At 65.3% G+C, this 13,011-nt stretch carries 10 protein-coding genes; 3 read left to right on the plus strand and 7 right to left on the minus strand.

Features of this window, described 5'->3' with window-relative positions:
• Positions 1-10: 10 nt before the first annotated feature.
• Positions 11-1,294, minus strand: a complete 1,284-nt coding sequence (gene eno, locus ACRVY7_RS01665) for a phosphopyruvate hydratase (RefSeq protein ID WP_049699834.1) — start codon at positions 1,292-1,294, stop codon at positions 11-13.
• A gap of 130 nt (positions 1,295-1,424) precedes the next feature.
• Entirely contained in the window at positions 1,425-2,168 is a 744-nt protein-coding gene (locus tag ACRVY7_RS01670) for a lytic transglycosylase domain-containing protein (RefSeq protein ID WP_431815754.1), read from the minus strand.
• Positions 2,169-2,248: 80 nt separating this feature from the next.
• Here ACRVY7_RS01670 and efeU point away from each other — a divergent pair, with 80 nt between their 5' ends.
• The 3 genes from efeU to efeB are packed head-to-tail and all read left to right on the plus strand — an operon-like array spanning position 2,249 to position 6,493.
• On the plus strand, positions 2,249-3,961 hold the full coding sequence (gene efeU / locus ACRVY7_RS01675) for an iron uptake transporter permease EfeU (RefSeq protein ID WP_431815755.1): 1,713 nt from the start codon (positions 2,249-2,251) through the stop codon (positions 3,959-3,961).
• The gene (gene efeO, locus ACRVY7_RS01680) at positions 3,958-5,151 is read left to right on the plus strand and encodes an iron uptake system protein EfeO (RefSeq protein ID WP_431815756.1); all 1,194 of its coding nucleotides are present in this window, start codon (positions 3,958-3,960) and stop codon (positions 5,149-5,151) included. The genes efeU and efeO overlap by 4 nt, the downstream gene beginning before the upstream one ends.
• Before the next feature lie 4 nt (positions 5,152-5,155).
• Positions 5,156-6,493 (plus strand): iron uptake transporter deferrochelatase/peroxidase subunit, encoded by a 1,338-nt coding sequence (gene efeB, locus ACRVY7_RS01685; RefSeq protein ID WP_431815757.1) that lies wholly within the window; start codon positions 5,156-5,158, stop codon positions 6,491-6,493.
• A gap of 138 nt (positions 6,494-6,631) precedes the next feature.
• On the opposite strand, the gene cysC is transcribed toward efeB, so the two are convergent.
• The 5 genes from cysC to ACRVY7_RS01710 all read right to left on the minus strand — a co-directional run bounded on the left by cysC (position 6,632) and on the right by ACRVY7_RS01710 (position 12,965).
• Entirely contained in the window at positions 6,632-8,578 is a 1,947-nt protein-coding gene (cysC, locus tag ACRVY7_RS01690) for an adenylyl-sulfate kinase (protein ID WP_431815758.1), read from the minus strand.
• Positions 8,578-9,525: a sulfate adenylyltransferase subunit CysD gene (cysD, locus tag ACRVY7_RS01695; RefSeq protein ID WP_064869651.1), complete on the minus strand. Its 948-nt coding sequence runs from the start codon at positions 9,523-9,525 to the stop codon at positions 8,578-8,580. Before cysD ends, cysC begins: the two co-directional genes overlap by 1 nt.
• Complete coding sequence (gene stf0 / locus ACRVY7_RS01700) at positions 9,522-10,307, minus strand: trehalose 2-sulfotransferase (protein WP_431815759.1); 786 nt, start codon at positions 10,305-10,307, stop codon at positions 9,522-9,524. Before stf0 ends, cysD begins: the two co-directional genes overlap by 4 nt.
• Positions 10,308-10,398: 91 nt before the next feature.
• Positions 10,399-11,880: a sulfatase family protein gene (locus ACRVY7_RS01705; RefSeq protein ID WP_431815760.1), complete on the minus strand. Its 1,482-nt coding sequence runs from the start codon at positions 11,878-11,880 to the stop codon at positions 10,399-10,401.
• A gap of 161 nt (positions 11,881-12,041) precedes the next feature.
• On the minus strand, positions 12,042-12,965 hold the full coding sequence (locus ACRVY7_RS01710; protein ID WP_431815761.1) for a MurR/RpiR family transcriptional regulator: 924 nt from the start codon (positions 12,963-12,965) through the stop codon (positions 12,042-12,044).
• Between the last annotated feature and the right edge of the window lie 46 nt (positions 12,966-13,011).

Below are 13,011 nucleotides of genomic sequence, written 5' to 3' on the forward strand. Positions count from 1 at the left end.
CTCTAGCTAATCACGAACCGTACGTATATCGGGGGAAGGCGAGGTCTCCCGCGTAGCGTGCCGCGTCGCCGAGGCCCTCCTCGATGCGCAGCAACTGGTTGTACTTGGCGACACGCTCGCTACGAGCGGGCGCGCCGGACTTGATCTGACCGCAGCCGCATGCGACGGCGAGGTCGGCGATCGTGGTGTCCTCGGTCTCACCCGAACGGTGGCTCATCATGGTCTTGTAGCCGTTGTTGTGGGCAAGCGTGACGGCGTCGAGGGTCTCGGTGAGCGTTCCGATCTGATTGACCTTGACCAGCAACGCATTTGCCGCACCCTTGGAGATGCCCTCTTCGAGACGCTCGGGGTTGGTGACGAACAGGTCGTCGCCGACGAGCTGCACCTTGTCGCCGAGCGCGTCGGTCAGCTTGACCCAGCCGTCCCAGTCGTCCTCGGACAGGCCGTCCTCGATCGACACGATCGGGAACTCGTCGACGAGCTTCTCGTAGTAGCTGATCATCTCGTCGCTGGAGAGCTTCTTGCCCTCGAGGTTGTAGGCGCCGTCGCTGTAGAACTCGGTCGCCGCGGCGTCGAGTGCGATCGCGATGTCGCGACCGAAGTTGTAGCCGGCGGCCTCGACGGCTTCACCGATGACCGCGATGGCCGACGCGGTGTCGGGAAGGTCGGGAGCGAAGCCGCCCTCGTCGCCGAGTGCCGTGTTCAGGCCGCGCTTGTGCAGCACCGACTTGAGCGAGTGGTAGACCTCAGCACCCCAGCGCAGCGCCTCCTTGAAGGTCGGCGCGCCGATCGGAGCGATCATGAACTCCTGGAAGTCGATGCCGTTGTCGGCGTGCTCGCCGCCGTTGATGATGTTCATCATCGGGACCGGGAGGATGTGGGCGTTGGGGCCGCCGATGTAGCGGAACAGCGGCAGTCCCGCCGACTCTGCCGCACCCTTGGCCACCGCAAGCGACACGCCGAGAATGGCATTGGCGCCGAGCCTGCTCTTGTCGGGAGTGCCGTCGGCGTCGATCAGGGCCTGGTCGACGAGGCGCTGCTCTTCGGCCTCGATACCGATGACCGCGGGTGCGAGTTCGCTCAACACGCCCTCGACAGCCTTGGTGACACCCTTTCCGCCGTAACGCTTGCCGCCGTCACGAAGTTCGACGGCTTCGTGCTCACCCGTCGACGCGCCGGATGGCACAGCGGCACGAGTGAACGTGCCGTCGTCGAGGACGACCTCGACCTCGACAGTCGGGTTGCCTCGCGAGTCCAGGATTTCGCGTGCACCAACCTGTTCGATGATTGCCACGGTGTTGCCCCTATCGGTGAACATGTCGGCGCCTCGCGCAGCCGACGGGTACGGGATCAAAGCCTAGTCGGTGAAGTCAACAGTCACGCATCGAGCGCGCAAGGCGGGGGCGTCGAGGCTCATACGGCGTTCAGTAGCGGACGTTGATCGAATACGCGTTGGCGTGGTCGCGCACGTCGATGACGTAGGCCATCGAATTGTTGTAGACCTTGACCGCTTTCTCCCAGCCCTGCGGTGTTGTCATGTCGCCGCCCGCGGACACGCACAGGTAGCGGGCAGCAGACAGCGCGGCGTCGTCGATGTTGTCCGGATCGGCCCTACCGTCACCGTTGGCGTCGACGCCGTAGCGTCGCCACGTCTCCGGGATGAACTGGAATGGACCCATCGCACGGTCATGAGTGGCGTCGCCGTCGAGTTTCCCTCCGTCGGTGTCGGGGATCTCCATGTTTCCCCGCGTCCCGTCGAGCGGCACACCCCTGATCGGCGGGCTGACGTCGCCGTTCGGAGCGATCTTCGAGCCGCGGTACTGACCGTGCTTGCTCTCGACGCCGCCGATACCGGCGAGGGTCGTCCACCCGATTCCGCACTCGGGATGTTGCTGTCGTTGAATCTCGGCGGCGTTGCCGTAGGACTCCAACGCGACGAACGGGATACCCGTGGCGTCGGAGATCGGCCGAGCCCAGTCGCGTAGCTGCTCAGCAGTGCGTCCAGGCGCGTTGATGTCGACAAACGGTACCGGCGTTCCAAGACCCGGCGGGATGCCGTCGGGAATGTCGGGACGACTCAGGGAGGGGAGGTCGAGGCACGCCGACGTCAGAATTGCGACGCAGGTGAGAGCGGATATCGAGGCGAGTGCCCGTCGAACGGTGGTCATCGATTCACCATGGTGCCATTGGTCCCTTGGTGATCCCGCATCGTAGAGCGTAGCCTTAGCTCGCTTACGGTAGGTAAAGCTTGGCTGACCAGCCAAAACGCAGCAAATCGGACAAACCGGAGAAATACGTGTTCGCGACCCTCATCATCGGCCTTCGCGAGGGGCTCGAGGCGGCACTCATCGTGGGCATCATCGCGGCCTTCCTGCGACGCCAGGGCCGCACCGACGCCCTGCGCTGGATGTGGGTCGGGGTCGGCGTCGCCGTCGCCATCTGCGTCGCCGTCGCGATCGGTCTCGAGGTGCTCTCGCGCGACCTGCCACAGCGCCAGCAAGAGGGCCTCGAAACCGTCATCGGCGTCATCGCCGTCGCGATGGTCACGTACATGATCGTGTGGATGCGTCAACACGCACGCGACCTCAAGGGAGATCTCGAGGCCGCGGCCACCGATGCGGTGAACGAGGGCTCGGCTATCGCGTTCGTCATGATGGCCTTCCTCGCGGTGCTCCGCGAGGGGCTCGAGACGTCGGTGTTTTTGGTCGCAGCATTCAATGCCAGTAACAACGCCGTGCCCTCGGCATTGGGCGCGATCATCGGAATCGGCATAGCGGTGCTGCTGGGCTACGGCATCTATCGCGGTGGCGTCCACATCAACCTCGCGCGGTTCTTCAAGGTCACCGGTTTGCTGCTCGCCCTCGTCGCCGCGGGACTCGTGATGACCGCGTTCCGTACCGCGCACGAGGCGGGCTGGCTCAACGTCGGGCAACAGCAGGTCGTCGACCTGACCTGGCTCGTCCAACCCGGCTCCATCCAATCCTCGCTGCTGACCGGCGTTCTCGGAATCCAACCGAAGCCCGTGCTCATCGAGGTCGTCGGCTGGGCGGTCTACCTGCTCACCGTCGGCACCATCGTGCTCTGGCCGGCGGGCAAGGCGTTCCCCCGACGAGCCGCCGGGCTGGCGTGTGGCGCGCTCGCCGCAGTGCTCGCGATCGCAGCCGTCGTCGTATTCTCCACTGCACCGGCAGACCCGACGCCTCCGTCGGACACCATGCGCGGCAGTGTCTCCGGCACGCCGTCGACCTCCGGTGTGCTGACAGGCAAGACCATTCGGGTGCCCGACCCCGTCGCAGTGCGCGTCGAGTCCGCCGACGCCTCGCAGGCAACGGGCACGCTCACGTCCGGGTCGGTGTCGACGCCGCTGCCCAAGCTCGCTGCCACAGACAACGCGCAGATCGGCTCGTCGAGCTACCCGACCTATCAACAGCTCGCCTCACCGAACCTCGATATCGCCACGCTCGTTCCCGACGCCCCCACCCGCGTCACGCCTGCACAGGTCGCCGCGGGCAACAACGGGCGCCTGCCCGTCGGACTGAACACGCAAACGTTCGGAGTCGACGCACCGGTGATCTACACGATGACCGCGACGGTGACGACCAGCGTCGACCCGACGTTCCACACGCCGGTGGCCGCGGATGTCCACTACGTCGTGACTGCCACCGCCACCCCTGATTCCGGCGCGGCCGTGGTGCTGGGGAAGGTCGCGACGTTCGACGCCGAGCACACCGCCGATGCCGCGGAACTCGGTGCACTCCAAAACGCCCTCGACCAACGATCGGCGCATCACGTCCGCTCGGTCGTAGTACCGCTGTGGCTTGCCAGATGCGCCGTCGTCGCCGCGATTCTGGCCGGACTGCTACTGGTGCGACGCAGGCGTCCGACGCCGCCGCCCGAACACGAGGATTTGCAGACAGGGACCCTGACCGGCCCCGTTCACACAAAGGAGAAAACCACATGAGGGTGCGACCACTGGTGGCCGTCGGCGCGGCAGCCGTCGCCGTCGTCGGGATCGCGGGCTGTTCGGACAGCTCCGACTCGTCGAACTCGTCGTCGGATGTGAAGACCGTCAAGGTCGAGATCACCGATCAGGGCTGCAAGGCCACCCCGGACAAGGTCGACGCCGGGCCGATCACCTTCGAGATCACCAACACGAACGCGGCAGCGGTCAACGAGGTCGAGCTGATCAAGGACAACCGCATTCTCGCCGAGCGCGAGAACATCGTGCCCGGCATGGCGTCGGTCTCGTTCTCTCACAAGCTCGACGGCGGCACGTACGAGCTGTACTGCCCCGGCGCCACCAACGAAAAGACACAGTTCACGGTCACCGGCAAGGCCACGGAGGCAACCGGAACCGTCGCGGACAAGCTGAAGACCGCGTCCGCCGACTACAAGGCCTACGTGATCACTCAGGTCAACAGCCTCGTCGAGAACACCAGGACGCTGACCGACGCCGTGAAGGCCAACAACCTCGAGGCCGCACGGGACGCGTATCCCAAGGCCCGCCCGTACTACGAGCGCATCGAGCCGATCGCCGGCGCATTCTGCACCGACGGTTCGACGGACTGCTCCGACAACGCTTCTGTCAGCCTCGATTTCGCGATCGACGCCCGCCCGGATGCGGTCAGCCCCGGCGACAAGTGGGAGGGATTCCACGTCCTGGAGAAGGCGATCTACCAGGACAAGAACCTCGCGAACATGGGCCCTGTCGCAGCGGAACTGCAGAAGAACGTCGAACTGCTCCAGACCGTCGTCAACAAGCCGGAATTCACCTTCGCTCCCGCTGAAATCGTCAACGGCGCAGGCGATCTGCTCGACGAGGTCTCGACGACCAAACTCACCGGTGAGGAAGAGGCGTACTCGCACATCGACATCCTCGACATGCAGGCGAACATCGAGGGCTCCGAGCAGGCCTTCGCCATGGTCAAGCCTGCGCTGAAGGAGATCGATCCGCAGCTCACGCAGACCATCACCGACGCGTTCGCCAGGGTCGATTCTCTGATCGACACCTTCCGCGACCCCAACGAGCCCGGCGGCTTCAAGAACTTCACGCAGGTGACCGCCGAGCAGAAGCGCGAGATGGCAGCCGCCATCGTCGCCGTCAAGGATCCGCTGGCGCAGGCCGGCGGAAAGATCGCCGCAGCGAGCTGATGTGATGTCCGCCGACGACAACATTCCGACGCAGCAACCGGATGACGCCACCCCATCCGACCAGACCGCCGACACGTCCAGCAGTGGACGCGGACCGCGCTTGGGACGCAGGGGATTTCTTGGTGCCGCCGGCCTCGCGGGGGTTGTCGTCGGCGGCGCCGCGGGTGGCGCCATCGGTTACGCCGCCGCACCCAAACCGACGGATACCGCGTCGGAAATCGTCGATTTCTACGGCGAGCACCAAGCGGGAATCACTACGCCCCAACAGAATTCACTCGTGTTTGCTGCGTTCGACGTCGCCGACTCGGTGACAACGCAGCAGCTCGAGGTGATGCTCGCACGCTGGGCCGCCGCGGCAAGCCTGCTCACGCAGGGCAAGCCGGTCGGACCGGTGGAGACCCGTCCTGGTTCACCTCCCGCGGACACCGGCGAGGCCTTCGACCTCGGGCCCAACAAACTCACGATCACAGTGGGCTTCGGCCCAACTCTGTTCGACGATCGATTCGGCCTACGCGACAAGATGCCCACCGCCCTGAAACCGTTGGGGCAGTTGGCAGTTGACACGACGATCGATCCGTCGATCAGCGGCGGCGACATCTGCGTGCAAGCGTGCTCCGAAGACCCGCAGGTCGCCTTTCACGCCGTCCGCAACCTTGCCCGGATCGGCCGCACCGTTGTCACGCTGCGCTGGCTCCAAGAGGGTTTCGGTCGCGCATCCGCCACGTCGACTTCGCAGGTGACACCGCGGAACCTATTCGGGTTCAAGGACGGAACGGCGAACATCAAGGCCGAGGACCCGAGCGTCGCCAAAGAATGGGTGTGGGTCGGCGACGAGACGGATCAGCCGTGGATGAAAGGCGGCTCGTATCTGGTGTCGCGCAAAATCCGCATGCACATCGAGGCGTGGGACTCCGACGACATCGGCAACCAGGAGTTGATCTTCGGCCGCACCAAGGACAACGGCGCTCCCCTGTCGGGTGGCAGTGAGTTCACCACGATCGACTTCCACAAACGACTCGACACCGGCAAGTACGCAGTCGACCGGTTCTCGCACGTGCGACTCGCACACCCCGACAACAACGGTGGCGCGCAGATCCTGCGTCGCGGTTACAACTACACCGACGGAATCGACACCCGCACAGGAACTCTGGCCGCAGGACTGTTCTTCATCGCGTACCAGAAGAACGCGCACGAGCAGTTCGTCCGCATCCAGAACAACCTCGCCCAGGACGGGCTCAACGAGTACATCGCACCGATTTCGAGCTCACTCTTCGCCGTCCCACCGGGCCTGTCGAAGATCGGCGACTGGTACGGCAAGACGCTCTTCGGGTACACGGACTAGCGCGGCGTCGTCGGCGCGGACCGCCCCCACCCGCGCAGAAAGTCGCGGAAGAATCGCTTCCCCTACTTCCTGCGCGAAGGGGCGGCCCGGCGGCCATGCCCCGCGCCGAGCCCTACCCGCTGATCGAGCCTGTCGAGATCACTCAGCCAAGACGCCCCGACGGACCAGCTCGTCGACGACGCGGCCGGCGAGTTCGGCGATGTCGGCGCCGGTGGTGTCGAAGCGCAGGTCGGGGTTCTCGGGCTTCTCGTACGGGGCGTCGACTCCGGTGAGTCCCTTGAGTTCTCCGCGCCGCGCGCGTTCGTAGAGACCCTTGGGGTCGCGACGTTCACACTCCCCGACCGGCGTCGACACGTGCACCTCGATGAAGTCGAGGTCGGCGGCGTCGTGGAGTTCGCGGGCGATTTCGCGGTCGGACCGCAGCGGCGAGACCATCGACGCGATGGCGATCACCCCGGCGTCGGCGAACAGACGCGCGAGATGGCCTACCCGCCTGATGTTCTCGGCGCGATCTCCGGGCGAGAAGCCGAGATCGTCGGAGATCCCGTGCCTGATGTTATCGCCGTCGACGAGGTAGGCGACGCGGGCGCGATTGACCAGTTCTCGTTCGAGCGCGACGGCAACCGTCGACTTGCCGGAAGCGGGTAGGCCGGTGAGCCACACCGTCGCTCCGCGCTGGCCGGTCTTGGTCCAGCGCTCGTTGCGGCTCAGCGCACTCGGGTGCCACTTGATGTCGTTGCGGGTCGCCTTGCCCGGAATCACCTCGCGCGGTTCGAGGATCGTGCCCGCACCGACCGTGTCGTTCGACGCCTCGTCGATCAGGATGAACGCGCCCGTGTCGCGGTTGCTCGCATACGGATCGGCAACCACAACCGACGACGTCCGCAGCGTGAGTGTGCCGATGTCGTTGAGCGCCAACTCCGACGGTCCGACCTGCTCGAGCAGCGTCTCCGGATCGAGTTTGCGCTCGAGGGCTTGAACCGTCGCGCGTACCGTCGACGCACCCTGCTTGAGCGCCACGCGATCGCCCGCGTGCAGGGGCGTCTCCGACAGCCAGCAGACCGTCGCGGACAGTTCACGTGCTGCCACGGGCAGGTGGGCGTCGTCGGCTCCGCTGACGATCACGTCGCCGCGGCCGACGTCGATGTCGTCTGCCAACTGCACCGAAACCGACAGCGGCGCAACCGCTGTCGGCCGAGTCGGGTCGAGAGTGTCGAGTGCGGTCACCGTGGTACGTGACCCCGACGGCAGCACCAGAACGGGATCGCCGACGTCGAGTGTCCCCGCGGCCACACGTCCGGTGTAACTGCGCTTCCCGTCGGGCCCCGGCCGAGACACCCACTGGATGGGCAGACGCAATTCGCGCGCAATGGGATTGGGTGCGTGCAGCTCAATACCTTCCAGGTATTCGAGCAGTGTCGGGCCCGTGTACCAGGGCGTGTTCTCCGACTTGTTCACCACGTTGTCGCCGAGCTTCGCCGCGACCGGGATCGCGGTGATTTCCGCTGCACCGACATTCGTGGCCAGTTCGTTGAGGTCCGCGACCAGCTCTGCGAATCGCTCGGCCGAGAAGTCGATGAGGTCGATCTTGTTGACCGCGGCGACGATGTGCGGGACACCGACCAGCGTCGCGATACGCGCATGCCGACGTGTCTGGCGCAGCAACCCTTTTCGGGCGTCGACGAGCAGCACCGCGACATGGGCGTTCGACGCTCCGGTGAACGTGTTGCGGGTGTAGCGCTCGTGCCCGGGAGTATCGGCGAGCACGTAGCTGCGCGTGGGGCTGGAGAAGAACCGGTAGGCGACGTCGATGGTGATGCCCTGCTCGCGCTCGGCACGCAGACCGTCGGAGAGCGCGGCCAGGTCGACGTCGCCGTCGTCGGACGTGACTCCCTCGAGGTGATCTGTCGGCAGCGAGCCGGTGTCGTGCAGGATACGGCCGATGAGCGTCGACTTACCGTCGTCGACGCTGCCGGCGGTCGCCAGACGCAGAATCTGTCGTCGAGGTGTGGGAATGCTTGCCCCCAAAGGGGTTTCACTTTGCTGCGAATCCTCGGAAGGATCGCGGGTCACGGTCTCGGTCATCAGAAGTAACCCTCTCGTTTGCGGTCCTCCATGGCGGCCGACGACGTGCGGTCGTCGGCGCGGGTCTCACCACGTTCGGATACCGTTGCGGCACTGATCTCTTCGATGATCTCGGGGATCGTCGTCGCTCGCGATCGCACCGCGCCGGTGATCGTCAGATCACCGACCGTGCGGTAGCGCACCCACTCGGTGCTCACATCGTCGGGCGAATCCGGCTGCGAGTAGGGCGACACGGTGAGCAGTATGCCGTCGCGGTCGAACACCTCGCGCTCCGCCGCATAGTAGATCGGCGGAAGGTCGAGGCCCTCGAGTTCGATATAGCGCCAGATGTCGGTTTCGGTCCAATTCGACAGGGGGAACACGCGAACCGATTCACCGCGTCGGATACGTCCGTTGTAGAGCGACCACGGTTCGGGGCGTTGAGCGCGCGGGTCCCACTGGCCGAACTCGTCACGGAAGCTGAACACCCGCTCCTTGGCACGCGCGCGGTCTTCGTCGCGGCGGGCACCGCCGAACGCGGCGTCGAATCGTCCCTCCTCCAACGCGTCGAGGAGCACGCGGGTCTGGAGTCGGTTGCGCGAGCCCGACGGATCGGTCGACTCCGCCACGCGTCCCGCCGCGATGGCGTCGGGAACCGATGCGACGATGAGTTTGATTCCGTCGGGGTTGTCGGCGGTCGGCGCGACCCGACGGTCGCGGAACTCGATCACCTCGTCGAAGTTGTGTCCGGTGTCGACGTGGAGGATCGGAAACGGCAGCGGATGCGGACGAAATGCCTTCTCCGCCAAACGGAGAAGCACAATTGAGTCCTTGCCGCCGGAGAACAGCAGGACCGGACGTTCGAGTTCTGCCGCCACTTCGCGAATGATGTGCACGGCCTCGGACTCGAGCACCCGCAATGCGGATACGTGGTCGAGGTCGGCTGCGGCGTCGATCTGCGTGGTCATTGCGGGTATCCGTTCCGCACCGCGTCGTCGCGGTACCGCTCGACCCACTCCTTGGAGCGGGCATTGGACTGTGGCTTCAACGGCGGTGGGGGCGCCAGCGCAGGGTCTTGACCCAACGCGGAGAGAACGCGAGCGGTGGTGCCCGATGGGTCCTTGGTGAGTTCACCGAACTCGATGTCGAGGGGCTCGATGCGCTCCGCAGCGAACCACTCGCGCCACGATTTCTCCTGCGCCAGCAGTATTTCCGCGAGATGGGCGATACCTTCGGCGTTGTAGACGGCCGCGTCTTCGGAGGCATCGCCGTCGTGTCGCCACACTCGCGTCTGCACCGCACGCCACATCGACACTGCTTGTGGCACAACGTCTTCGCGGTAGACATGCACGTACAGCGGATCGTCGCCCAACAGTGTGCGGATGGCGGTACGCAGCGACCCCGACCCGGTCCGTGTTCGCGAGATCAGCAGGGGCGTCTGATTCCACATGAGTTTGCCGCCCCACACGCCGTTCGAGGAACGACCCGCGGCAAAGATGTCGTCGCGCCACTGTGCGTAGGTTCTGGTGTCGACGACCCCGTCGTCGAGGTCGTCGAGAACGTCGATGATCTCGGGGTCGTCGACGTCCGCGAACCATTCACGTGGTTGCGGCGCTTGTGATGTCGCGGGGAAGTATTGGAAGAACTCCTCGGGAGTCCCGGCGACCCCCGTCTCGGCGAGAGACTCGACGAGGAGGGTGCTCCCGCTGCGCTGACTGGCGCACACGAGGTAGTTGTCGACTGGCGGCACCCGCTCAGTTTAACCAGCCCGAAACCGCCCGCAACCTGGGCAATTAGGCGCTCGACGGTCCAAACTATTTACAAAACTCGACGTCTGTGTGTCAGCCTTGCGTGCTGGGTGCATCAGCAGATCGGCGAGCCTCGTCGTCGACCTCGCCCTGCTGGATCTCGCCGGTGAGATCGCGCTCACGTCCGAGCGGGCGCCGCGACGGAAGTGCCTGCTCGTCGGGTGGAGTCTCGACGGCTTGTTCGAAGTAGCGCGTCATGAACTCATCCGCGATCGCAGTCCCCGCGCTCTCGTCCGGGAGCGCGTCGTGAGTGTCGGCTCGCCACTGGGCCAACCGTGCCGCGAGTTCTGCGCGGACGTGCGCGAAATCCGGATCGTCGGCGAGATTGGTGCGCTCCCACGGATCGTGCTCGAGATCGTAGAGTTCGACGGCTGGCCGTTCCGCTGTGATGACCGACGCGTCGATCGACCGCGCGGACGGACTGTCGGCGATGTCGAGCGGGAGCAGCAACGCCGGGCGATGCGCGTAGTTCTCGATATAGCTGTACTTCTTCGTCCGAATCGCCCGGATCGGGTCGTAGGCGTCGTGATAGGTCTTCTCCGTGAACACAGCCCCGCGAATCGGCTCCTGCGCATTGCGCACGATCTCGGGGGCATGCGAGACACCGTCGACGTCGGCAGGGGCCTCAAGGCCGAGGAGATCGAGAATCGTCGGAGTGAGGTCGACACCCGAGAACAGGTCGTCGTACACGCGCGGTTCGATCTCGCGCCCCGTCGGAGGACGCACGATCAGCGCGACGCCTGTCCCCTCCGCATAGAGCGTCGATTTTGCTCTCGGGAACGCCAGACCGTGGTCTGTGATGAAGACGATCCAGGTGTTGTGGTCGAGCCCGAGATCGGCGACGGTGTCGAGGAGGCGACCCACCGCGTCGTCGGCCTTCGAGATGCTGCCGTGCAGGCCGGCGAGATCTTCGCGCACGTCGTCGGTGTCTGGGAGGAAACCGGGTACCTCGATGCCCGAGGTATCGGGATGCTTGTACTCGTCGACGGGGTAGGGACGATGGGTCTCGAAGAAGCCTGCTGTGAGCAGAAATGGTTGGGCCGCTTGCTCGTTCGCGGTTCGCTCGACGTACCTGCGCAGCCAGCGCTGCGACTCGGCGACCACGTGATCACATCGGGAGTCCGAGACGTCGACGGTGTCGAAGCCGAGTCGTTGCGGATCGGAGCTCTCGTGCTGCATGCCGAACAGCACGGTCCGATACCCGGCGTCGCCCAGCAGGGCTGGCAGTGTCTGCACGCCGTCGCGGTACTCGAACCCGTGATGAGCGAGGCCGACGAGTCCGTTGTGATGCGGGTACTGACCGGTGAAGAGCGACCCACGAGCCGGTGAGCACAGCGGCGCGGTGGCGTGGGCATCGGTGAACAGGATCCCCTCCGACGCCAAGGCATCCATGTTCGGACTCTCGACACCGTCGGCCCCGTAGCACGCGAGATGACGCCCGAGGTCGTGCCAGTGCACGAAGATGACGTTCTCCCGCGTGGGGCCTGAGGCGCTGCCGGTGTTGTCGAAAGGCATTTACCCATGATGCACCCGCCGTTTCCGCACGTGGTGGCGGGTGGCACGCCGAGGCTGCCCACCTGAGCTCACCGCGCCAGCACGACGGGATGAAATCAGCGTGAGTGCAATGCTCGCGGCAGGGCCTTCGGAGCCGCGCCGGACCGGAGGTAGGTTTCTGCCTACCTCGAGCCCTTCGGCTCATTCTTCACATGCGCACGCGCTTTACCCGTCTGCCGGCGGTCTTGTTCCTCGGCCAACTGCAGCTGCTCGAACTCCGCGAGCCGATCCCGGGCAGGTTCGCCGAGTTCCTTGGCGACAAGCGAAACCAGCAACTCGACCAGCATGAATCCGTGCGCCATCGAGTCGAACGGACCCAGGCCGGAGTGGCTGACGGGAAAGACGGCATTCGCACTCGACGCGAGCGGCGACAAGTACATGTCGGTGACAACCGCGAGCTGGGCACCCCGCTCGGTCACCGCCAGCGCCCAGTCGATGGTCGACTGCTGATACCGGCGGAAATCGAAGACGACGGCGATGGTCCTCTCGTCGACGTCGATGAGGGAAGCCATAAGATCACCAGACGTCGGCTCGACCTCATGGACTCCGGGTCGCAGCATGTGCAGATACCGCGCGAGCTGTGTAGCGAGCACCGAGCTGAATCGGCCGCCGGAGACGATCACAGGTCGTGACGCGTCGGCCAGCGCGGTCACCGTCTCGCGCACTTCGTCGACCGGCAGATTGGTCATCGTCCAGCGAACGCCGTCGCCATAGAGGGTCGACGCCGCGGTCAACATCGACTCTTCACCCGCCTCGTCTGCCGCCGGATAAACGGCAACCGGAGAGAACAACCGAGTCTGAACCTCGGCGCGGAGCGCCTCTTGAAATGCGCCGTAACCTGAGAATCCGAGCTTGCCGACGAGTCGTAACGCGGTCGGCGCGCTGACGTCGGCCTCTGCGGCGAGTTGCGCGATCGGCACCAATCCCGCGGTCGGGTACGACTCGACCAGAGCCTCGACCACGCGCATCTCGCCGGGCGCAAGGGAATGCCGTATACGGCGAATCCGTTGTGCCACGGTTCCTTCGAGCGTCGCGAACTCCGTCATACCTCGCAGTTTAGAGGCCCTGGCCCGCGTTACATACGTTTAACTC

It is taken from the genome of Gordonia jacobaea (assembly GCF_965344965.1).
In the GTDB taxonomy this organism is placed as follows: domain Bacteria; phylum Actinomycetota; class Actinomycetes; order Mycobacteriales; family Mycobacteriaceae; genus Gordonia; species Gordonia jacobaea.

What these genes read in the sequence shown, in the direction of transcription:
- ACRVY7_RS01710 (WP_431815761.1), bottom strand. Translation starts at nt 12,965, where the DNA reads ATGACGGAGTTCGCGACGCTCGAAGGAACCGTGGCACAACGGATTCGC.
- efeB (WP_431815757.1), top strand. Translation starts at nt 5,156, where the DNA reads ATGTCCGCCGACGACAACATTCCGACGCAGCAACCGGATGACGCCACC.
- ACRVY7_RS01670 (WP_431815754.1), bottom strand. Translation starts at nt 2,168, where the DNA reads ATGACCACCGTTCGACGGGCACTCGCCTCGATATCCGCTCTCACCTGC.
- ACRVY7_RS01705 (WP_431815760.1), bottom strand. Translation starts at nt 11,880, where the DNA reads ATGCCTTTCGACAACACCGGCAGCGCCTCAGGCCCCACGCGGGAGAAC.
- cysC (WP_431815758.1), bottom strand. Translation starts at nt 8,578, where the DNA reads ATGACCGAGACCGTGACCCGCGATCCTTCCGAGGATTCGCAGCAAAGT.
- efeO (WP_431815756.1), top strand. Translation starts at nt 3,958, where the DNA reads ATGAGGGTGCGACCACTGGTGGCCGTCGGCGCGGCAGCCGTCGCCGTC.
- cysD (WP_064869651.1), bottom strand. Translation starts at nt 9,525, where the DNA reads ATGACCACGCAGATCGACGCCGCAGCCGACCTCGACCACGTATCCGCA.